The sequence below is a fragment of the Cecembia calidifontis genome, from assembly GCF_004216715.1.
Lineage (GTDB): Bacteria > Bacteroidota > Bacteroidia > Cytophagales > Cyclobacteriaceae > Cecembia_A > Cecembia_A calidifontis.
The window spans coordinates 2,487,883-2,510,471 of the sequence record NZ_SGXG01000001.1; the positions used below are offsets into that span (position 1 = coordinate 2,487,883).

General features: G+C 40.2%; 21 protein-coding genes. 4 read left to right on the forward strand and 17 right to left on the reverse strand.

What is annotated here, in order from left to right; genetic code table 11:
* Nucleotides 1-43: 43 nt before the first annotated feature.
* Both ftsH and rsfS read right to left on the reverse strand, forming a co-directional pair.
* Nucleotides 44-2,110, reverse strand: a complete 2,067-nt coding sequence (gene ftsH / locus BC751_RS10815) for an ATP-dependent zinc metalloprotease FtsH (RefSeq protein ID WP_130275543.1) — start codon at nucleotides 2,108-2,110, stop codon at nucleotides 44-46.
* A 65-nt stretch (nucleotides 2,111-2,175) separates the two neighbouring features.
* Entirely contained in the window at nucleotides 2,176-2,526 is a 351-nt protein-coding gene (gene rsfS, locus BC751_RS10820) for a ribosome silencing factor (protein ID WP_130275544.1), read from the reverse strand.
* Between the two features lie 90 nt (nucleotides 2,527-2,616).
* Between rsfS and BC751_RS10825 the strand changes: the two genes are divergently transcribed.
* Together BC751_RS10825 and ahcY are read left to right on the forward strand one after the other, a co-directional pair.
* Entirely contained in the window at nucleotides 2,617-3,372 is a 756-nt protein-coding gene (locus BC751_RS10825; RefSeq protein WP_130275545.1) for a biotin--[acetyl-CoA-carboxylase] ligase, read from the forward strand.
* 82 nt (nucleotides 3,373-3,454) lie between these two features.
* On the forward strand, nucleotides 3,455-4,774 hold the full coding sequence (ahcY, locus tag BC751_RS10830; RefSeq protein ID WP_130275546.1) for an adenosylhomocysteinase: 1,320 nt from the start codon (nucleotides 3,455-3,457) through the stop codon (nucleotides 4,772-4,774).
* Between the two features lie 51 nt (nucleotides 4,775-4,825).
* Here the strand turns inward: ahcY and BC751_RS10835 are convergent, their stop codons facing one another.
* The 15 genes from BC751_RS10835 to BC751_RS10905 form a co-directional block, all read right to left on the reverse strand.
* Nucleotides 4,826-5,968 (reverse strand): alpha/beta hydrolase, encoded by a 1,143-nt coding sequence (locus BC751_RS10835; RefSeq protein WP_130277555.1) that lies wholly within the window; start codon nucleotides 5,966-5,968, stop codon nucleotides 4,826-4,828.
* 125 nt (nucleotides 5,969-6,093) lie between these two features.
* Nucleotides 6,094-6,585 (reverse strand): hypothetical protein, encoded by a 492-nt coding sequence (locus tag BC751_RS10840; protein ID WP_130275547.1) that lies wholly within the window; start codon nucleotides 6,583-6,585, stop codon nucleotides 6,094-6,096.
* Nucleotides 6,582-7,298 (reverse strand): 16S rRNA (uracil(1498)-N(3))-methyltransferase, encoded by a 717-nt coding sequence (locus BC751_RS10845; protein ID WP_130275548.1) that lies wholly within the window; start codon nucleotides 7,296-7,298, stop codon nucleotides 6,582-6,584. The genes BC751_RS10840 and BC751_RS10845 overlap by 4 nt, the downstream gene beginning before the upstream one ends.
* Before the next feature lie 150 nt (nucleotides 7,299-7,448).
* Nucleotides 7,449-9,179, reverse strand: coding sequence for a DEAD/DEAH box helicase (locus BC751_RS10850; RefSeq protein WP_130275549.1), 1,731 nt, complete (start codon nucleotides 9,177-9,179; stop codon nucleotides 7,449-7,451).
* A 252-nt stretch (nucleotides 9,180-9,431) separates the two neighbouring features.
* The gene (locus BC751_RS10855) at nucleotides 9,432-9,692 is read right to left on the reverse strand and encodes an acyl-CoA-binding protein (RefSeq protein WP_130277556.1); all 261 of its coding nucleotides are present in this window, start codon (nucleotides 9,690-9,692) and stop codon (nucleotides 9,432-9,434) included.
* Nucleotides 9,693-9,824: 132 nt separating this feature from the next.
* Entirely contained in the window at nucleotides 9,825-11,045 is a 1,221-nt protein-coding gene (locus BC751_RS10860) for an IS4 family transposase (protein WP_242617437.1), read from the reverse strand.
* 143 nt (nucleotides 11,046-11,188) lie between these two features.
* The gene (locus tag BC751_RS10865; RefSeq protein WP_130275551.1) at nucleotides 11,189-12,478 is read right to left on the reverse strand and encodes a citrate synthase; all 1,290 of its coding nucleotides are present in this window, start codon (nucleotides 12,476-12,478) and stop codon (nucleotides 11,189-11,191) included.
* Nucleotides 12,479-12,781: 303 nt separating this feature from the next.
* Nucleotides 12,782-13,201 (reverse strand): BrxA/BrxB family bacilliredoxin, encoded by a 420-nt coding sequence (locus BC751_RS10870; RefSeq protein WP_130275552.1) that lies wholly within the window; start codon nucleotides 13,199-13,201, stop codon nucleotides 12,782-12,784.
* 25 nt (nucleotides 13,202-13,226) lie between these two features.
* Complete coding sequence (locus BC751_RS10875) at nucleotides 13,227-13,571, reverse strand: DUF59 domain-containing protein (RefSeq protein ID WP_130275553.1); 345 nt, start codon at nucleotides 13,569-13,571, stop codon at nucleotides 13,227-13,229.
* Between the two features lie 5 nt (nucleotides 13,572-13,576).
* Nucleotides 13,577-14,008 carry a SufE family protein gene (locus BC751_RS10880; RefSeq protein ID WP_130275554.1) on the reverse strand — a complete coding sequence of 144 codons (432 nt, stop codon included), beginning with the start codon at nucleotides 14,006-14,008 and terminating at the stop codon, nucleotides 13,577-13,579.
* A complete protein-coding gene (locus BC751_RS10885; RefSeq protein ID WP_130275555.1) occupies nucleotides 14,005-15,228 on the reverse strand; it encodes a cysteine desulfurase in 1,224 nt (407 codons plus the stop codon). The genes BC751_RS10880 and BC751_RS10885 overlap by 4 nt, the downstream gene beginning before the upstream one ends.
* Before the next feature lie 9 nt (nucleotides 15,229-15,237).
* Nucleotides 15,238-16,515, reverse strand: a complete 1,278-nt coding sequence (gene sufD / locus BC751_RS10890; protein ID WP_130275556.1) for a Fe-S cluster assembly protein SufD — start codon at nucleotides 16,513-16,515, stop codon at nucleotides 15,238-15,240.
* Between the two features lie 32 nt (nucleotides 16,516-16,547).
* Nucleotides 16,548-17,309 carry a Fe-S cluster assembly ATPase SufC gene (gene sufC, locus BC751_RS10895; protein WP_130275557.1) on the reverse strand — a complete coding sequence of 254 codons (762 nt, stop codon included), beginning with the start codon at nucleotides 17,307-17,309 and terminating at the stop codon, nucleotides 16,548-16,550.
* 92 nt (nucleotides 17,310-17,401) lie between these two features.
* On the reverse strand, nucleotides 17,402-18,847 hold the full coding sequence (gene sufB / locus BC751_RS10900; RefSeq protein WP_130275558.1) for a Fe-S cluster assembly protein SufB: 1,446 nt from the start codon (nucleotides 18,845-18,847) through the stop codon (nucleotides 17,402-17,404).
* A gap of 288 nt (nucleotides 18,848-19,135) precedes the next feature.
* On the reverse strand, nucleotides 19,136-19,603 hold the full coding sequence (locus BC751_RS10905; protein WP_130275559.1) for an Lrp/AsnC ligand binding domain-containing protein: 468 nt from the start codon (nucleotides 19,601-19,603) through the stop codon (nucleotides 19,136-19,138).
* Between the two features lie 378 nt (nucleotides 19,604-19,981).
* On the opposite strand from BC751_RS10905, the gene BC751_RS22070 reads away from it, so the two are divergent.
* Both BC751_RS22070 and BC751_RS10915 read left to right on the forward strand, forming a co-directional pair.
* Complete coding sequence (locus BC751_RS22070; RefSeq protein WP_207226871.1) at nucleotides 19,982-20,467, forward strand: hypothetical protein; 486 nt, start codon at nucleotides 19,982-19,984, stop codon at nucleotides 20,465-20,467.
* A 118-nt stretch (nucleotides 20,468-20,585) separates the two neighbouring features.
* On the forward strand, nucleotides 20,586-22,508 hold the full coding sequence (locus BC751_RS10915) for a M14 family metallopeptidase (protein WP_130275560.1): 1,923 nt from the start codon (nucleotides 20,586-20,588) through the stop codon (nucleotides 22,506-22,508).
* Nucleotides 22,509-22,589: the final 81 nt, after the last annotated feature.

Consider the following 22,589-nt stretch of genomic DNA (forward strand, 5'->3'; position numbering starts at 1 on the left):
TAGCCCCTCTTAAAGAAAGGCTATTTCGAATTTGAAGTTAAGCTTAACCTTTATTTTCTTCTACCTGAGGTTCTTCTTTAGGAGTATCCTCAGTCTTATTTTCAGTTTTGTTTTCAGCTTGAGTTTTGGCCAGTTCAGATTTTTCTTTCTCTTCGGATTTTTTGGTATAGGCCTCATAGGTAGTTTCCTTAGCGAAAGGCCTTTTTCCAATCAGTCTTTCCAAATCTGTTTGGAAAAGGATTTCCTTTTCAAGCAATTCTTTGGCAAGGGTTTCTAATTCATTCCTTTTGCTTCTCAGCAGGTCTTTTGTCCTTTCATAAGCTGTGGAAATCAATTTTCTGACCTCTTCATCAATGGTTTCTGCGGTTGTTTCAGAATAAGGCTTGGTCATCCTGTAATCGTTTCCTTTACTGTCGTAGAATGACACGTTGCCTATTTTATCGTTCATACCGTAGATGGAAACCATGGAGTAGGCCATCTTAGTTACCCGTTCCAGATCACTAAGGGCTCCAGTGGATATTTTTCCAAACACAATTTCTTCCGCTGCCCTACCTCCGAGGGTCATACACATTTCATCCAATAATTGCTCGGTTTGATAGAGAAATTGCTCTTTTGGTAGGTATTGGGCGTAACCCAGGGCAGCAACCCCTCTTGGCACAATACTTACTTTCACCAATGGATCGGCGTGTTCCAAGAACCAACCCGCTACAGCATGACCAGCTTCATGGTATGCCACGATTTGTTTTTCTTCTGGAGATATGATTTTGTTCTTCTTCTCCAATCCTCCAATCACCCTGTCAATCGCGTCTTGGAAATCCTGCATATCTACCGCTGATTTATTCCTTCTGGCGGCGATTAGGGCTGCTTCATTACATACGTTGGCTATTTCAGCTCCTGCAAAACCAGGTGTTTGGGCAGCTAACTTTTTGGCATCTACATTATCAGTGGTTTTGATAGGCTTGAGGTGAACCTTGAAGATGGCCTCTCTACCCAAGATATCCGGTTTGTCTACAGATATCTGTCTATCAAAACGTCCTGGCCTCAACAAGGCGGAGTCCAAAACATCAGGTCTGTTGGTAGCAGCAAGGACAATGACTCCAGAGTCTGTTCCAAAACCGTCCATTTCCACTAACAGGGAGTTGAGTGTGTTTTCCCTTTCGTCATTAGAGCCTGGCATTTGGCCTTTACCTCTTGATCTACCGATCGCGTCAATTTCGTCAATGAATATAATACAAGGTGCTTTTTCTTTGGCTTGCTTAAACAAGTCCCTCACCCTTGCAGCTCCTACCCCTACAAACATTTCCACGAAATCTGAGCCTGATAAGGTAAAGAAAGGTACGCCAGCCTCACCGGCCACTGCTTTTGCAAGCAAGGTCTTACCGGTTCCAGGAGGGCCGACAAGGAGGGCCCCCTTTGGGATTTTTCCGCCAAGCTTAGTGAATTTGGAAGGGTTTTTCAAGAACTCAACGATTTCCTGAATTTCTTCTTTGGCTTCATCCAATCCGGCTACATTGTCAAAGGTGATTTTTACTTTGTTTTCGGCATCAAACAGCTGGGCCCTTGATTTTCCAACATTAAATATCTGACCACCTGGTCCACTGGGTCCTGCCATCCTTCTCATCATGATCCAGAAAAACAGGAACAACAGGATCAGGAATCCAAAGCTGGAAAACCAATTCGTCCAGGATTCCTGGGTTTTTGCTGTATACCCAATTCTTTCACTGTCCGGCTTTGTACTTTCGAGTTTTTGAAAATCCTCAATGAATTTATCAACTGAAGCTATCTTTACCTGATAATGAGGTCCGTTTGGTGTAAAAAACGGGCTGTTGGCTTCCAGCTCGTCTTTGTATTTTTTATTCTGTAAAGCCTCTGGTTTTAGGCTGACCTCTACCAGGTTTTGGTTGTAAATGACTACCACTTTGGCCACATCATTGGCCAGATACATATCTTCAAACTTCTTCAGTGTAATGTCAATGACGGTGTTCCTTTGGTTAAACCAAGTGAGACCGATCAGGACAATTACAGCTGTAATGATCAGCCAAAGCTGAAAATTAGGCTTCTGAGGTGTTTTCGGAATGAAGTTTTTATTATTCTTATTGTTTTCGCTCATCCTTTTATGCTATACTGACTTGAACTCAATTTAAAACGTTTTTGGGACATGAAAGTTCAAAACTTTCAGGACTCGATTCTGGTGATTTTTGCATCCCCCCAAAGTTCTTCCAGGCCATAAAATGACCTTTTGTCTTTTAAGAAGATATGGGCTACCACGTCCACATAATCCATCAGGATCCATTGTTTGTTGTTCTTACCCTCACTGCGGAATGGCCTTTCTTTATTGGTTTTGATCACTTCAGCTTCAACAGAATCCGAAATGGCTTCAATTTGTGTGTCGGAGTTTCCCGAGCAGATCACAAAAAAATCGGTAAAAGAATTTTTCACCCCTCTTAAGTCCATCACCACAATATCGGAAGCCTTTTTTTCTTCCATGCCTTTTACAATTACTTTACTCAGCTCTTCTGCTGTCATGTTTTAATATACTAATTTTGCCCTTTATTATATTGACTTTAATTGAAGGCTTAAATATCCTTATTGCCCCACAAATTAACTAATAAAAGAATGCATAAAATCCTTGCCAATACGGTTTTTCTTGGAAAAGATATTCATTTCCTGACAGAGTGTCATTCTACCAATGACCTCGCACTCGAAAAAATACGGAAAAGGGAATTGGCAGAAGGCAGTATCATATTGACTGATTCACAAACTAAGGGCAGGGGACAGCGAGGTAACAGGTGGTGGTCAGAGCCTAACAAGAATCTGACTTTTTCTCTGGTCCTTCAACCGTATTTTCTGGATCCATCCGAGCAATTTGAACTTAATATTGCTGTCTCTCTCGCTGCGGCAGAGACTCTGTCGGAATATTTTCCGGGGATTGTAGTCAAGTGGCCCAATGATATTCTGCATCTTGAAAAGGGAAAATTAGGCGGTATTCTGATCGAAAACATACTCAGCCATAAGGGAATAGAGTATGCCGTAGTGGGAATTGGGTTGAATATCAACCAAGCTATGAAAGAAATCCCCTTCGCTACCTCTTTATGGGATCTTACGGGCAAAGAGTGGGACAGATGGGAGATTTTCAAATTACTGATTGCAAAAATCGAGAAAAATTACGTTTTGCTTAAAAAGGCAGAGAAAAAGCAACTGAGGCAGAAATATCTGGAATGTCTTTACCGGGTGTATGAAAATCACAAATTTGACGATGGGGAGGTTTTTGAAGGAGAAATCCTTGGGATAGACCAGTTTGGGAAACTGATTATAAAAAAAAATGACGGTTCAATTAACTTTTACAGCTTCAAAGAGGTTAAGTACCTGTAAATCGAAATTTTATTTTGTGGGCGAAATGCCTTAAATTTGAACTCTCTAAATTGAAAATCAATTCATTAAATAATTTTATCATATGTCTGAAATTAAGTCTGACAAATTCATCCAATATAAGGTGAAAGATATTTCCCTGGCAGAATGGGGAAGAAAAGAGATTACGTTGGCAGAGGCGGAAATGCCAGGTTTGATGGCTCTAAGGGAAGAATTTGGTCCTTCACAGCCATTGAAGGGGGCGAGGATTGCCGGATGTCTTCATATGACCATCCAAACTGCTGTTTTGATAGAGACTTTAGTGGCCTTAGGTGCGGAAGTTACCTGGTCATCCTGTAATATTTTCTCTACCCAAGATCATGCTGCTGCAGCCATTGCTGCTGCTGGTATTTCAGTCTATGCCTGGAAAGGCATGACGGCCGAGGAGTTTGACTGGTGCATTGAGCAGACTTTGTTCTTTGGTGAAGATAGAAAGCCTTTGAACATGATCTTGGATGATGGAGGTGACCTCACCAATATGGTGTTGGACAATTATCCTGAGCTGGTTGCCGGCATCAAAGGTCTATCAGAAGAAACTACCACCGGTGTGCACAGGCTTTATGAAAGGATGAAAAATGGCACTTTGCCTATGCCTGCTATCAACGTAAATGATTCCGTGACCAAATCAAAATTTGACAATAAATACGGTTGTAAAGAATCTTTGGTGGATGCGATCAGAAGGGCAACAGATGTGATGATGGCGGGTAAAGTGGCTGTTGTAGCGGGATACGGTGATGTGGGCAAAGGTTCTGCGGCGTCTCTTAGAGGAGCTGGCGCCAGAGTGATTGTCACGGAGATTGATCCTATTTGTGCCCTTCAGGCAGCCATGGATGGTTTTGCAGTGAAGAAAATGGTTGATGCCGTGAAGGAAGCGGATATTGTGGTTACTGCTACCGGAAACAAGGACATCATCACAGAGAAGCATTTCAGGGCGATGAAAGATAAAGCAATTGTCTGCAATATCGGTCACTTTGACAATGAGATCGACATGGCATGGTTGAATAAAAACTATGGTCATACCAAAGACGTGATTAAGCCTCAGGTGGACCTGTATACCATCGAAGGTAAGCAGATCATTGTCTTAGCGGAAGGTAGGTTGGTGAATTTGGGTTGTGCTACAGGCCATCCTTCTTTCGTAATGTCCAACTCCTTCACCAATCAGACATTGGCACAGTTGGAGCTTTGGACCAATTCGGATAAGTATGAACCCGGGGTCTATGTGTTGCCAAAGCATTTGGATGAGAAAGTAGCTGCTTTGCATCTTGCCAAATTGGGTGTAGAGTTAGATACTTTGACTCCCGAACAGGCTGCTTACATTGGTGTGACAGTGGAAGGACCATTCAAGCCTGAATATTACAGGTATTGATACTTGAAGAAAAATAAAAAAAAGAGGCTGTTTTTTAGACAGCCTCTTTTTTTATAGGGTTCCTTCACGATCGCTGAAAAAGAGCCATTCTATTGCTTTGGGGAACTCATCGCTCCAGTATGTTTCATTGTGCTTGCCTTCCATATTGATGCTGAGGTTCACTTTCATTTTTTTACGGATGCCTTCTCTCTTCAATAGTCTCTTTTTAAATTTTTTGACATGTTTGACCATTGTTTCGCTTTCATCACCTCCCGCATAGAGGTAAATTTTTGTCTCCATGGGTTCAAAAAAATCAAGGAACGAAAATTTGATTTTGGGGATTACCCATAAGGACGGTGAAAAGATCATGAGTTTGCCATAGACTTCCGGATACATCAAACCGCTAAAGATACTGACCAATCCGCCCATGGAGCTTCCGCCAATGCCTGTGAACTCCCGCTCAGGTTTGGTCCTGAAATTTTTGTCCACAAAAGGTTTGAGAGTATCGGTAACAAATCTGATGTATTTTTTGCCCTGTCCTTCTCCCAACAAGGTTTTGCCGACATTGTACTCCAATAGTCTTTCTTTCTCCGCATGCTCTATGGCAATAATGATTATTTTACCGATCCCATAATCAGACATTACAGCAAGTTTTTTGTCAATCTGCCAGTTGCCAAAAGGGGAATTTTCATTGAAAAGGTTTTGGGCATCCTGAAGATAAAGTACAGGGTAATGCTCCTCAGAAGTGTCATAATCATGAGGCAATAGTGCCCAGACTTTCCTTTTCTTGTTGAGCTGCGGTATTTCAAATTCTTCGGAGATTAAGTGTACCTGAGGTAATTGGCTGGGTCTGTAGGGAAGCCAGTTTTTTCTCCAACGGGGCACAAATTCTTCCTGGATCCCCTGTTTTTTTTGACAATGTCTGTTGGGTGTTTTGTTGCCATAGCGGTCAATCTCTACCTCTGACCAATCGCCCTTGGTGAATTTATAGATAAGCTCTTCAGGGTAGTCAAAACTTTCAGGAAAGGTAAAACTGTATTTCCCTTCTCCTATTTTGTGGAGCATATACCGTTTATCCTGGGTTGCCCAATCATTGAAATTTCCTGATAAATAAACAGGCCTGTGGTCATCCTCATCAGTTTTCAAAAGAATGGTCAAACCTTTGGGTGATTCGGTTTGATCAATTAAGGTGTCCGTTTTTTCTTCGCAATCCATCTGCTGCAATAACCTTTTGTTTTTCATTTAAGGAAGCCTGTAAAAATAGGGCTTTGAAATTTTGGGAAAAAATAATGAATGGAAATAAAGGGCTTTTTTTATCAAGCCCTCATCAAATTACTTTCTTAAAATCTTACCGGTGAAGTTCGGTTGAGTGGGATTTGGATAACCACATATGACTCCCCTTCTTTGGCGTGGCAGGCATTGCAGGCAGAAGTCAACATCTGAAATCCTTTGAGAAACTCTTCTTTGTCTTCTTTTTTGACCAATTCTTCCATATAAGGGAGTGTTTCTTTCATAAAATCCTCCGCTGAGGCAGCCCGGACCGGCCTTCTTTTGAGTCCATCTTCCATGGCTTCGATAATATGTTCAATTTGATGGTCTGCGTAACCCCAATTTTCATCCATGGCAGCCCAGTACAGTTCAGAATACCGGTAACCTACTTCCACCATAGTGCGGCTAAATCCCCCCAATTGATGGGCTACTTCTTCAAATTTTTCTTCAGTAGTCCCTTCTAGCCAACCATCCAAGCCCACAGCGCTGGATTTTTCCTCCTGTTGGGTTTGGCAGGAAAAGGTCAAATAGGATAGGGAAATTATAAAAAGCACTTTTTTCATATGATTTTTAAATTGTTTTTGAGTTGTAAAGTATGCACTGCGATCACGCCTGCAGTTTCGCTTCTCAGTCTGCTTTTCCCCAAAGAACAGGGAAGGAAATGGTGGTCAAAAGCGAGTTGAAGTTCCTGTTGTGAGAAATCTCCCTCCGGACCTATTAAAATAATGTAGGCCCTGTCCGTTTCCGCTTTGTCAAACAAATGCCTGTCATTTTCTTTGTCCACATAAGCAATAAACCTTTGGTAAGCATCAAAAGTTTTGTCTATCACCAATTCTGACATTTGTCTGATTGGGTTAAGTTTGGGGAACCTGGTTTTGAGACTTTGTTTGCATGCAGCGATCATTTTTTTCTCCAGCCTGTCCATTTTAAGGTTTGGTCTTTCTGAATGTTCAGAAACCATAAAAGTGATTTCATCCACTCCAATTTCAGTAGCTTTTTCGACCATCCATTCCATTCTTTCCAGGTTTTTGGTAGGACAGATAGCCAAATGGATATAGTAATCACTTTGTGGGCTATACTGTCTTTCGGTGACTCGAAGCAGGGCTTTTTTGGGATTGTCGTCAATAATAGTACAGGTCAGCAAGCAACCGTTACCATCGGTAAAATGAACTTTATCACCTTTAGATTTCCTCAAAACCCTGATCAGATGCTTGGATTCATCCTGATCCAAGTGAAAGGTATTTTCGAAAGTGTTCTGGTAATAAAACAGCTGCATTTTTAATGGGATTCGCTTTTTGTCAAAAATAGCCATTAAGGATTAAAAAGTATGGATTTTTGTACAATATCCACAAAAAAAGCGCAATCTCTTGGAGACTGCGCTTTAAAACCACTAACCTTTATAAACTAATTAACCAATTATGAATTCTTAACCTTTTGAGATCTCCATATTGACAGATTTTCCCTTTATGGTGTTGTTTTTCATTACCTTGATGATGTGGTCTGCATCTTTGGAGGGTACATCCACAAATGAGAAGTTGTCAAATATGTCAATACCTCCGATACTTCTGCCGGGCACACCGGTCTCACCGGCAATGGCACCCACAATATCATTAGGTCTTACTCTGTCTTTTTTACCAAGGTTAATGAAAAGTCTCGCCATTCCAGGTTCTCTAACACCTTTTTCTTTTGATCCCCTCTTTTCGCCTTTTACTCCTCTGTCACGCTCTCTGCTTCTTCCCCTGTCACGCTCTCTGCCTCTTCCACCATCACGGTCTCTGTCTCTATCTCTTCCGCCTCTTTCACGCTCTCTATCTCTTCCGAGATCCAAGCTGAAATTTTGCTCTTCCATTTCATGAACGGCTTCAGCAAGTTGTATTTTTGTAAGCCCTAAGACAATTTGATCAAGGCTTAAGCCTTCGGTCAACATTTGTCCAATAGTATCTTCGTAAAAGGAATTGTTTTCTTCCTTACTTAATTGTCTGTAGATGTCTTTGATGAGCTGTTGTTTTTTCAACTCAATCAGGTCAGCTACAGAAGGAGGGGCCATTTTATTGATGGAAGTCTTGATGAATTTTTCCAGGTCTTTCAACCTGTACATATCTTTTCTTCCAGTAACGAAGCTGATAGCAGTTCCTGATTTGCCGGCACGGCCGGTTCGCCCGATACGGTGAACGTAATTTTCCTCATCCAATGGAAGGTCAAAGTTGAAAACAGCTTCTACATTGTCTACGTCGATACCTCTTGCCGCTACATCGGTGGCTACAAGTACGGACACATGTCCTTTTCTGAATTTACCCATTACCTTAGTACGCTGGGCCTGGGAAAGATCACCGTGCAAGGCTTCTGCCTGTATACCGCGCGCCAATAGCTCCTCAGTAACCTCATCCGTAGTCTTTTTGGTGTTACAGAAAACCACACTTAGTGCAAACTGATTCAAATTCATCAGCCTGGACATCAGTTCAATTTTCAGAGAGGGCTTTACCTCATAATAAACCTGAGAGATATTTTCAACTGTTAGTTCTTTCCTGAGAACTTTTACTATTTCAGGATTGTCCTGGAATTTCTTTGTCAGATCGAGGATAGGTTTAGGCATGGTAGCAGAGAAGAACACAGTCTGTCTCTCTTCAGGGCATTCGCTTAGGATATTTTCAATGTCCTCCCTGAATCCCATGTCGAGCATTTCGTCAGCTTCATCCAATACAATGATGCCCACATGGTCCAGTTTTAGTGTGCCCCTGTCCATATGGTCCATAATCCTACCCGGTGTACCCACTACAATCTGAACACCCTTTTTAAGGCTTTTTATTTGACGGTCAATTGATTCACCTCCATAAATGCAGGTTGAACTCAATCCTCTTTTATATTTTGAAAGTTTAACAATTTCCCCTTCCACTTGCACTGCCAATTCGCGGGTAGGGCAAAGGATCAATGCCTGAGGCTTGTTGAATTCCACATCCACCTGATCGATGATAGGAATAGCAAATGAAGCTGTCTTTCCGGTCCCGGTCTGCGCCTGACCTATGACATCTCTGCCTTGAAGCAATAAAGGGATTGATTTTGCTTGAATCGGGGAAGGATGGGTATAGCCCATGTCTTCCACTGCCCTTAGAATTTCATTTGAAATCCCAAGGTCTGAGAATAATAATTCTTTTTCCATGAAATGTTTCCTTGCTTTTTCTCAACCATGTCCTCCTAGAAGTAACCCAAGTCAAGCGACAGAAAGGAAACCCACGGTTAGAAAAATGTTTTTAATTAATACGGCTGCAAAGGTATGAAGTATTATTTGGAAAAGCAAGTTGGTTTGTAGGTGTATTAAAATATTTTAGAGAAAAAATCGAAGTATGTAAAAAATAATTTCGAGTTGAATGCCGGGATGATTGATAATCCCGGCATTTCTTGAGAATTCGGGTTACATGTGTTTTTCAGACAAGTCGTTGACCAAATCTACATATGCTTGGGATGCCTCTTCTTTGGACATACCTTTTAGATTTGCCCAGGCATTATATTTTGCTGCTGCTACAAAATCAAAACCACCCGGGCGTTCTTCATTGTTGTCTCCTTCCGTGGCTTGTTTGTAAAGACTGTATAATTTTAGTAAATCCTCATTGTTAGGTTTACTTGTAAATTTTTTGGTGAGAGCAAAGGCTTCCTCCAGATTGTGCGCTTTCATAGGTAAACTCAAAATATTGATTTCAGTTTCCAAATATATAAAACTCTCCGAATAAGAAACTTGTTTTCAATGCTGTCCTAAATAATTTTTTCTTCTCTAAGAATATTAGCTTAGAGGTAATTGTGAAGTGATTTATTTATAATCTGGAAAAAGAACCCCCTGTGGGTTATATTTTGGGGGTTTGTCATGATCTTCAAAAGGTCTGTCCAGCCAATTTTGCAATTCAATTTTGACGAAAATATTCAATCTGATAAATGCTACTAGATTTGACAGATGCCATCCGTATTTTGCGGATGCTTTCATTGCTTTTAACAGTAAAATTGTAATCAAGGCAGTCCATATCTGTATCATTACTGCGTTTTTTGAAGTTCCAATGAATGTCTTAATGTGGAGTAGCTGCTTAATATCCCTGAAAAAAACTTCAATTTCCCACCTTGATTTATAAAGGTCTCCGATTGTCTGTGCTGCCCAGGTGAAGTTGTTGGTGATGATTTCTATGGTCTGTTGGTTTTTCTCGTCCCAGACTGCCACTCTTCTGAGTTTTTTAGGATACTTAGTCTTAGACTGTGGGTTGGTCAGTTCTATTTCTTGGTCAATTAGAACATGCTGTGCCATTTTTTCTGGCAGTTCCCGTTCGCTGATCACGGTGTAAGCCAGGTTGTCCTTATGCCTTATGACAAAGAATACCCCTTTGCTGTCCCAAATATTTAGCATCGGAAAGTCATTGTAGTACCTGTCTGCGACGATAACAGAACCTTTTTCCAAAGGTATATTGTAAGCACCTTTATTATCCGCTACGCTTCCTTCTGTAATGTTCACATAAGCAGGAAGTTTACCATCATAATCTAACAGGGTATGCATCTTAACAGCGCCCTTTTTAGTGCGGAATGTGGCCCAGTCGAAGACAGAAAGGCAAAGGCTTATGACTGTTGCATCTAAAAGATATACTGGCACCTTGATTTTAAGTTTGACACGCCTGAGTGATGCCTGCTGTCCTAAACTTCCCAAAAGAGAATAATAAAGGTCTTTAAAAAGATCAGCATCTCTCCGCTTGTTCTGATAGCTGATACTTGACTTGGAAGGAGCCTTTGAAATCCCAAGATGGTTTAGGTTCCCCGTAGCTGAACGAAGACCATTGGATATATCTCTTACCGATGTGCTTTTTGCAAAATGACAGAAAAGCATTGATACTAGATGTGTCCAGCTATCAAAACCTTTACAACCTTTATCTGTCTGCTTATCTTGAACCAGTTTTTTGAAAGTTGAACGGTCAATCTTTTTAATAATCTGTGAAAACAATGTAATATTACACATGAGAGGTCTTTGTTTTTGGTGCAAACCCAAAATACACATTTTGGGCAAAAATTCAGACCTCTCATTTTTTATTTAGGACGCTATTGACTTGTTTTCAATCTTTTTTAGATTCCGTTTATGAGGTATAAAAAAACTCCTGGTTTATCAGAACCAGGAGTTGAAGTTTTTAATCCGTGATTTGATTAACCTCTTCTGTTCATGGAAACATAATCCCTTTCTTTTTCCCCAGTATAAATCTGGCGGGGTCTTCCGATAGGTTCTGCATTATGTCTCATTTCTTTCCATTGAGCTATCCATCCCGGAAGTCTTCCCAAGGCGAACAGAACAGTAAACATCTCGGTTGGGATTCCCATGGCTCTGTAAATGATACCGGAGTAGAAATCCACGTTAGGATAAAGTTTTCTATCTACAAAGTATTGGTCATTCAAAGCTGCATGTTCAAGTTCTTTTGCGATATCCAATACCGGGTCGTTGATTCCAAGTTTGCCAAGCACATCATCTGCTGCTTTTTTAATGATAGTCGCTCTTGGGTCAAAGTTTTTGTAAACCCTGTGCCCAAAGCCCATCAATCTGAAAGGATCGTCCTTGTCTTTGGCTTTGTTGATGAATTTTTTGGTATCACCACCATCGGCTTTGATGGCTTCCAACATTTCAATTACCGCCTGATTGGCACCGCCGTGAAGCGGTCCCCAAAGGGCATTGATGCCAGCAGAGATGGAAGCATAAATGCTGGCCTGGGAAGAACCCACGATGCGGACAGTGGAGGTAGAACAGTTCTGTTCATGATCAGCATGTAAGATCAACAATTGGTCAAGGGCTTTGGCAACAACCGGATCTACTTCATACCTTTCTGCAGGCAATGCAAACATCATTTTTAAGAAGTTGGAGCAATAATCCAGACTGTTATCAGGATAGTTTACCGGATGTCCGACTTCATTTTTGTAAGCCCAAGCTGCGAAAGTTGGCATTTTTGCTAGTAACCTGACGATGGAAAGATTTACATCCGCTTCGTCCCTGGTTGGGTCCAAAGATTCAGGGTAAAATGCAGTCAGGGAACAAACAAGGGAAGAAAGAACACCCATTGGATGTGCATTGGATGGGAATCCATCCAGGATTTTTTTAATATCCTCATGCACCAATGTATGGGTAGTTATTTCTCTTGTGAATTTTTCGTATTGTTGCTGGGTAGGTAGTTCTCCATAAATCAATAGGTAGGCAACTTCCAAAAAAGATGATTTTTCGGCCAAATCCTCAATACGGTAACCTCTGTATCTCAGGACGCCCTGCTCGCCATCCAAAAAGGTGATAGAACTGGTAGTGGAACCTGTATTTTTGTAACCTGGGTCTAAGGTGATTAAACCGGTTTGGGCCCTCAATTTGGCAATATCAATTGCCTTTTCATTTTCAGTACCCTCAATGATGGGGAGTTCAAAATCCTTTCCTCCGTACGATAACTTAGCGATTTCGGACATAAGTTGTGTGTTTTATATTCCAGTTTATTGTTTAAAATGTTTAACTCTATAAAGGCGGCATAAGTTAGTAAAAACATGTATTTTTTACATGATTATTTATACAAACTACTCCATTTGAAGTATGACTTTTGTCAACATGTTGTAATTGGATTTAAATCAAATAAAAGTTGAATTCCTAATTACAACATAGAATTTAAGCTTCAGGTGTGTTGGCATGATAAACGTGCCCAAATATTGTTTGGTTTCAGCAATTTTTGCCTGCTATATTTTTTTAGCAAGAAAAAAGCCCCGAAGGGCTGATTTTTATTTGCAGAAATGCTCAAATACCTCTACCAAATGATCTCCGATCATTTTGGCATTTCTACCTTCAATGTGGTGTCTTTCTATAAAGTGTACCAATTCACCGTCTTTGAACAATGCCATAGAAGGAGAGGAAGGAGGGTAGGGTAGATGCAATTCTCTAACTTTGGCCACAGCTTCCACGTCATTTCCTGCAAAAACGGTGGCAAGAACATCAGGTTTTACGCTGCTGTTTTCGAGGGCATACCTAACACCAGGTCTTGCAGCACCTGCTGCACAGCCACAAACAGAATTGATAACAATAAAAGTGGTTCCTTTATGATCTGCTAGATGGTCTTCCACCTGCTCTGCTGTCCTGAATTCCTGAAAGCCTACGTCAGTAAGCTCTTGTCTCATTGGAGCGATTAAATTTTCTGGGTACATATTCGTTGTGATTTTATTTTTACTGTTAAAGAAATCCAAGTTCTAATTTTGCTGCTTCTGACATCATATCCTGTGAGTAAGGAGGATCAAATGTTAGTTCAAGTTCCACATGGTTGACCCCCTGAATCTGTTGGATTTTGTCTTTTATTTCAGATGGGATAAACTCAGCTGAAGGACAGTTCGGTGAAGTCAAGGTCATGAGGATGTAAACATTGTTTACGGGGTAGACAGTAATTTCATAGATCAGTCCAAGCTCATAGACGTCAACTGGGATTTCAGGGTCATACACTTGCTTGATGGCATTGATGACTTTCTCCTTGAGTTCTTGTTGTGGTATTTCTGGAATGTTGTTTTCAGTTGTTTCTGACATGTCTATCAGGCATTTTGTTTAGTTTGAAAAGCCAATGCATACAATTTCATCTGTTTGATCATGGAAGCAAGACCATTGGACCTTTGGGACCCTATAATATTGCCCATTCCTATTTTGTCAATAAAGAAAAGGTCTGCATTTAAAATTTCTTCTGGACTTCTTCCGGAAAGTACCCTGATCAATAGGCTTATTAGCCCTTTAGTGATATCTGTATTGGAATCAGCGAGAAATTCAATTTTGTCACCATTTTCTCTGGCAGTTAACCAGACTTTTGATTGGCAGCCTTTGATGATATTCTCGTCCGTTTTTTCAGATTCCGGGTATTCAGGCAGTTGTCCACCCAATTCCATGATATAGAATATAGTGGATTCCTTATCATCTCCCAGGATGCTGAATTCGGAAATTATCTCATTTTGAATATCTACGATGCTGCTCATTTATTTTTGATTTTAGCTATTCTGGCAACAGATTCTACCAGTTGGTCTATTTCTGATTTGTTGTTATAAACAGCAAAAGAAGCTCTAACTGTTCCCTCAATTCCAAATCTTTGCATCAAAGGCTGGGTGCAGTGGTGACCTGTCCGGACTGCTATTCCCTTTGCGTCAAGCATCATTCCGACATCAAAGGGGTGCATTCCATTAATATTGAAGGAAATGACACTTACCTTTTCTTTGGCGGTTCCTACAGGGACAAAACCTTTAATTTCATTTAACCCTGATGTTGCATAGGCTAAAAGCTCATCTTCATGTGCCTTGATCCTTTTTTTTCCTAATTCGTTGATGAAATCCAAGGATTTTTTAAAAGCGATCACATCCCCAATATTCGGTGTCCCAGCTTCAAATTTGAAAGGGATTTCATTAAAAGTGGTTTTGGCGAAACTGACTTCTTTGATCATTTCTCCACCTCCCTGATAGGGCGGCATGGCCTCCAAAATTTCCCTTTTGCCATACAGGACGCCTAGGCCCGTGGGACCGTAAAGCTTGTGTGCAGAAAAAACAAGGAAATCACAGTCTAAATCTTGTACATCAATTTCAAGATGACTGGTGGACTGGGCAGCATCTACCAGGACTTTTGCACCAACTTCATGCGCTTTTGCAATGATATCCTTTACAGGATTGATTGTGCCCAAGGCGTTGGATGCATGTACAATGGATACCAATTTGGTTTTTTCAGAAAGCAGGTTTAAAAAGGCTTCCCATATTATTTCTCCTTCATCCGTAATGGGAATTACCTTGAGCACGGCTTCCTTTTCTTCGCAAAGCATCTGCCAAGGAACAATATTGGAGTGATGCTCCATGGTGGATATCAGGATTTCATCTCCTTTATTGATGAATTTTCTGCCAAAGGTGGCAGCTACCAGATTGATGCCATCAGTTGTACCTTTTGTAAAGATGATTTCAGCTTCTTCTTTTGCCCTGATAAAGTCCTTTACCGCCTCCCTGGATTTTTCGAAATACCTGGTGGCCCGATCCGCTAAGGTATGTGCTCCACGGTGAATGTTGGAGTTGTCATGCTCATAATATTTGGCAAGGGCCTCAATGACACTTGTTGGCTTTTGTGTCGTAGCAGCATTGTCAAAATAAATCAAGGGCTTGCCATGCACCTCTTGGTGAAGGACAGGAAACAAGGACCTGATCTGATCAATATTTATTGACATACGCTGGTTTTATTGATTTCCCCCCAACCTTTCCTGGACAATTTCAGTAACATAGTCTCTGAAATGTTCATCGGAAATTTTGTCGAGTACTTCTCCTGCAAATGCATACAACAAAAGACCTTTGGCTTGCTCTTTACCCAAACCTCTGGCCTGAAGGTAAAATAAGGCTTCTTCATCCAATTGTCCTGTAGTACATCCGTGAGAGCATTTTACATCATCAGCCCAAATTTCAAGTTGTGGTTTGGTATTCACCGTGGCATCCTCAGAAAGCAAGATGTTGTTGTTTTGCTGAAAGGCATTGGTTTTCTGGGCATCTTGTCTTACAAAGATTTTCCCATTGAAAACTCCCCTGGATTGGTCGGCTAGTATACCTTTATAGAGTTCGTTTGATTCAGCATGTGGCTTGGTATGGTCCACATTGGTGTGGTTATCGACATGGGTTTTTCCATTAAGCAGGTACAAACCAAACATGTTGCCCTCACAGCCAGAATCCAAAAGATTAAGGCTTAGGTTGTTTCTTACCATATCTCCTGACAATGAGATTACTGTGGAAGTAAAAGTAGCATCACGGTGGATATCTGTTTCAAAATTATCCACTACTACCGCTTTCTTATTTTCGTTCTGCAACCTGCTAAAATGCACATGGGCATTTTGTGCTACCTTGATTTCGGTGACTGCATTGGAGAAGTAGGCATTTTCATCCATAGAGACCGAGTTTCCAAGGAAAGTAACTTCTGCATTGTCTTCCACTACAATATGAAGCCTGGAAGTAATTACCTGTCCTTCATTGGCTTTGTTGAAAAAAAGAAAGAAAATTGGCTTTTCTATCTTCTTGTTTCTTCCCACTTGGATATGTACACCATCTTGGAAAGTGGCAGTATTCAATGCCACAAATGGGTCTTTTTCCAATTTGGCAATTTTTCCAAACTCCGAAGGGGTGTTTTGGCTAAGTAAAGACAATTGGTAATCCTGTCCTGAAAGCCTGGATAATTCCTGAGAAAATTGGCCATTATTAAAAACCAACACATCCCCATCAAACCTCCCGAAAATGTTTCTTTGAACATCTTTCTCAGTCAAATCAATTGGTTTAGCAGGCGAGTAATGCTGAATGGATTGTTCAAGTTTTTTGGTAATCGCAGTAAATTTATATTCCTCTTCTTTCGGAGCAGGCAGGCCTTTTTCGGTTAAAAAAGCAATCGCTTTTTCACGGAGAGAATCAAAATTCTGAAGCAAGCCATGCTCAGAAACTATCTGATCTGCAATTTTATTTTTAGTCAATGTTGTCATGGGATGAAATCAATTAAAAGGTTTACTGAATGTTAGACAGAAGCTGATTCAGCTTCTTCCTTGATCCAATCGTATCCTTTTTCTTCCAATTCAAGGGCCAGTTCCTTAGAACCTGATTTTACAATTCTTCCCTTGTACAACACGTGCACATAATCCGGGACAATGTAATCCAAAAGTCTCTGGTAATGGGTCACAACAATAGTTGCATTGTTCGGAGATTTCAGTTTATTCACCCCATTGGATACAATTCTCAAGGCATCAATATCCAAACCGGAGTCGGTTTCGTCCAAGATAGACAAGGTAGGCTCCAACATTGCCATTTGGAAAATCTCATTCCTCTTTTTCTCACCTCCTGAAAAACCCTCGTTGAGTGAACGGCTTAAAAGTTTTTGGTCAATTTCAACCAATTTCATTTTTTCTTTCATTACTGAAAGGAATTTAACGGCATCCAAGGGCTCCAATCCACGGTATTCTCTTACTTGGTTGACTGCAGTACGCAGAAAGTTTGTGGTACTTACGCCCGGGATTTCTACAGGATATTGGAATGCAAGGAAAACTCCCTCTCTGGCACGGTCTTCAGGGGAAAGTTCCAATAGGTTTTTTCCCTGAAAGATCACTTCTCCTTCTGTAACTTCATATTCTTCTCTTCCTGCCAATACTGAGGCAAGGGTTGATTTACCGGAACCGTTTGGTCCCATGATGGCATGTACCTCACCTGCCTTAACTTCCAGATTGATTCCTCTTAGGATTTCGTTGCCTTCAATTGAAGCATGTAGATTTTTTATGGATAACATTGTCGTAAATTTTCAAATTGGATAAACAAATAGGGTTAGGTGTCGATATTTACCCCATACTTAAATTCAGCTGCTTACCTTATTGGGATTAATCAACCAACAGAGCCTTCTAGAGTAAGTGCAAGAAGTTTTTGTGCTTCTACGGCAAATTCCATCGGCAATTGGTTTAGAACTTCCTTCGCATAACCATTGACGATCAATGCCACTGCATCTTCTGTATCGATACCCCTCTGATTGCAGTAGAAGATTTGATCTTCACCGATTTTTGAGGTAGTTGCTTCATGCTCCACTTTGGCGGTCGAGTTTTGTATATCTATGTAAGGAAAAGTATGTGCACCACATTTATCCCCCATGAGCAGTGAATCACACTGGGAGAAGTTCCTGGCATTTGTGGCCCTTTTCATTACATGAACCTGGCCTCTGTAAGAGTTTTGGGAGTGTCCGGCAGATATACCTTTTGATACAATCCTTGATTTGGTGTTTTTGCCAATGTGGATCATTTTGGTTCCTGTATCCGCTTGCTGATAATTATTGGTAACAGCAACAGAGTAGAACTCACCTACTGAATAATCCCCCTTCAAAATACAGGAAGGGTATTTCCAGGTGACTGCAGAACCTGTTTCTACCTGTGTCCAGGAAATTTTCGAGTGATCTCCGGCACAGATGCCTCGTTTGGTTACAAAGTTGTAAATACCTCCTTTTCCTTCCTTGTCTCCGGGGAACCAGTTTTGTACTGTAGAATATTTTACCTCGGCATGTTTTTCTGCATAGATTTCAACAACAGCGGCATGTAGCTGATTTTCATCTCTTTGGGGAGCTGTGCAACCTTCCAGATAAGAAACATAGGATGATTCCTCTGCAACAATCAAGGTTCTTTCAAATTGACCTGTATTGGCTGCATTGATCCTGAAATAGGTGGAAAGCTCCATTGGACATCTTACCCCCTTTGGAATATAGCAGAATGAGCCATCAGAGAACACGGCAGAATTCAAAGCTGCATAGTAATTGTCATTGATAGGAACTACAGAGCCCAGGTATTTTTTAACCAATTCAGGGTGTTCTTTAACCGCTTCACTGAAAGAGCAGAAAATGATGCCTAGTTTGGAGAGCGTTTCTTTAAAAGTAGTGCCAACCGAAACAGAATCAAGGACTGCATCCACGGCAATTCCCTGAAGTCTTTTTTGTTCATTGAGGGAAATGCCTAACCTTTCATAGATCTGTAATAACTCAGGATCCACCTCGTCAAGGTTTTTTGGCTTATTCTTCTGCTTCGGTGCAGAATAATATTTGATAGCCTGAAAATCAACCTTAGGATATTTTACGTTAGCCCACTCTGGCTCTTTCATGTTTTGCCAGATGGAAAATGCTTTCAATCTCCATTCCAAAAGCCATTCTGGCTCTTCTTTTTTGGCGGAGATCCATCTGATGATGTCCTCATTTAATCCAGGAGGAGCTTCTTCGGTCTCAAGATTTACAGACCAGCCATGTTCGTATTCTTTGGAGGTAAATTCTTCTAAAATCTGATTGTCCTTGCTCATGAGGTGAGTTATTTAGACTAATTATATTCTACATTGCGAAGATACAACATTAAAGTAAATTTTATTGTTCATTCGCATGCTAAAATTTGTTTATGAAAAAGATTAGTGTCGCTTAACGCACTGAAAAACAATAAATTAAAAAAAAAGAAATGCCGGAGCAGAGATGTCCGGCAAAGAAGAGTTGGTTCAATTAAATATTGGATTAGTGATAAAAATTATTTATTTAGATTTAATCTAAATAATTTTTTTTAGTAAAATTTACTGAAATACAATATGATTTTTGTCATGTTATTTGTCAAAAAACTGAATGGGTCTGTTAATGCTTTCTTCCAGAACGATCAGCGTTTCGGTGCGGTCAATTCCCTCTACTTTTTGAATATTATCCAAGACAGTTCTTAAGTGATTCGTGTCCTTACAGATGATTTTCGCGAAAATAGAATAATTGCCTGTAGTATAATAGGCATTGATGACTTCTGGAATTCCTTTCAGCTTTTCTATGACATTGTCATATAAGGAGCTTTTTTCCAGATAAATTCCCAAAAATGCCGAAATATCATACCCTAGTTTGGAAAAATCTATATTCAAGGTAGCACTTTTTACAATACCCATATCTTCAAGTTTCCGCATCCGTACATGGACTGTTCCAGAAGATACAAATACTTTTTTGGCTATTTCCGTGTAGGGTGTCTTCGCATCATCATTTAATAATGAGATGATTTTTAAATCGATATTGTCAATATCTAAATTTTTGTCCATTTTTTTTAGGTCGTTTTGAATCTATGTTAATGAAAGCGCGAACAAATTATAAAATACTTAAAAATTACCAAAATAAATTTTTCAATTTGTAAAATTGGCCAAAATACTTTTATTTTGAACCACAGTTTAGATGCATTAATTTTATTCTGCGTAATGATTTAAAGTTTGCATAAAACTTTGCAGAAGTAGAAAATGCATGATAAATCTTAAATTATTGAAACTGAAACTTTTAATCTCTAAAGTTATATTTGGGTTTATATTCTGAAAAGGGTCTTGCTTATGGCAAGACTTTTTTGTTGCTATGAAAAAATTTAAACTGCAAAAATTTGCATTTGAAAATATTTATTCTGTATATTTGTATCAATCAAATAGACAGCTATGAAAATCATTTTTAAACATATTAATGTGTTGATTCTGACAGGGATGTTGATTTCAAGCAATGTAATGGCTTTTGTGGTAAACACAGAAGAAGAAATAAACTCTGGTAATAAGCCTATTGCAGTGAATAATCCTTATAAAGCAGCTTTGAGGCCTGTTATTCTTAATTTGGATGAATTGATAGCGGAAGCATCCATTAACGCTATATCTCCTTGGGTATTTCCGGTGCATACTTTAGATATGGTAGATAGCTACACTCCTTTTATATTCAGGACTAAAAAGAGTGCTGAAATCGAGGAGTTAAAGGTTATAATAAACATCAATGCCAAAGGAAAAATCTCCGGATATGAAGTTGTCAATGAAGATGCAGATAAGGGATTGATCGAAAGAGTAGGGCATGTGGTCAGGAAATTACCTCAGGCAACCCCTGTTCCAGGTTTTAATGATTATTCCCCTATGGAATTTGAGTTGGTGATAAGAAAATAAATAAAATTGAGCATTTGAATTTTTAAATCCCTGGTCATTTGGCCAGGGATTTTTTTTGAATGGTAATCAAGGATTGATTCATCTCAATTATTTTTATACAAAATCAATCAGAATCACTATGAATAGAAATTTACTTCTCATGGCAGGAGTCTTTTTGCTTTGTAGCTCATCAGCGATAGCACAGGGAAATTCCTCCATTTACCAAAAAAAATGGCCTGAGCAGGATAAGAATTCGAAGTTTTATACTGTTTCGGGAGAAAGACATGGTCAGTCTTTTTTTAAAAAACATGCATTTCCTGAGGTGGAATATGAACCAAAAAGCAAATTGACCTTTGATATTTATCACACACCGGATGTGATGTACCATTGGTACAGGCTATGGGCAGAAAAGTATCCCGATATCACTGAACTTTATGAAGTGGCAAGATCTTTTGAAGGGAGGCCCATACTACAGATGACCATTACCAATAAGAAAACTGGAAAGCATACCGATAAGCCGGCAGCCTATTTTGAAGGAGGAAGACATGGGGGAGAAGTTACCGCTTCGGAAGCTGTTTTTTGGCTAACCAATCATTTGCTTGAAAATTATGGCAAAGACCCGGCCATTACCAAGCTGATCGATACCAAAACCATTTATGTCCGGCCTCAAAATAATCCCGATGGAACAAACATGTACCTTTTTTCTGAGCAAAGGAACAGAAGTACCGTAAGACCGCACGATGTGGACAGGGATGGATTATTTGATGAAGATCCCGAAGAAGACCTTAACGGTGACGGAGTCATTCATATGATGCGTAAAAAAGCAGTAACTCCCGAAGAAAAAGAAAAAGCCAATTATATTATTGATCCGAGGGATCCCAAGGGCAGATTGATGAAGCGGGTTTTGGATGGACAAGGAGATTACCTGATGTACACTGAAGGAATAGACAATGATGGGGATGGCAAATTTAACGAAGATGGGATTGGAGGTTTGGATCTTCACAGGAATTACCCTGAAAATTGGAGACCAGATACAGGTGGTGATGCTACAGGCAGGGGGTATACTCAATTTGGCGCTGGGGAATACCCCTTGAGTGAAATTGAGACCCGTTCTACATTTCTTTGGTTGATGAGCCATCCTAATATTTCTGTCGTCAATTCCCTGGATACAAGGGTTCCTATGCATTTGAGACCGCCTTCAACTTCTTCATCTGCAGAATCCATGTTTGAAAAAGACAGGTTGTTGTATGAATATTATGACAGTTTGGGTATGACCATCACCGGCTACCCTTGGGCAGGGGATGTGTATGGGACTTACAGCACCAGAGGAGGCTATAACCGGTTGACCGGAGATCCTCTCAAACCCAATCCATTGTTCGGTCACGGACCTGATTTTGGATATTTCTATTATGGAGCCATATGGTATGGAGATGAACTCTGGAACAATGGCGCCATGAAAGATTATGATGGAGATGGGCTTTTGGACGACTATGATGGACTGATGTGGGATGATGAGGAAAATGGTTCCAAGGGATTTAAACCTTGGGAGAAGTTTGATCATCCCCAATTAGGTGAAGTTGAAATCGGTGGTTTCCATCCGAAATTTTTCTCACAAAACGGACCTCCATGGCAGTTGGAAAGATGGATCAGTAAGCAGTCATTATTCAACCTGGCCATGGCTTTAGATCTTCCGCAGATTGAAATCAAAGACATCAAAGTTAATAAGGTCGGTGAAGAATATGAGGTAAAAGTTACTTGGGCCAACACAGGAAAACTTCCTGTGGCTTTGGATCAGGCCAAGAGGGTGAAGATTGTGCAGGAAGACAGGTTGATGCTTGAATTTGACAAAGAATTGACCAAAGGATTTGAGAATGCCAAAGTGATACTTACTTCTCCTGAAACTTTCGATAAGACCATTTATGCCGGCTATACAGATGCAGGGGAAACCAAAGAAGCCATCTTCAAAGTAAAAGTCAATCAAAATGAACCAGTGAAGGCAAAACTGAAATTGCTTTCCACCAGAGGCGGTTATGTAGAAAGGGAAATTACTTTGGGCAAATAATTTTTTCCTGAAAATAAGCCGCAGCAATGATAAAAAATAGCTGCGGCTTTTTCTTTTCATATAATTAAACACCCGTTGGAA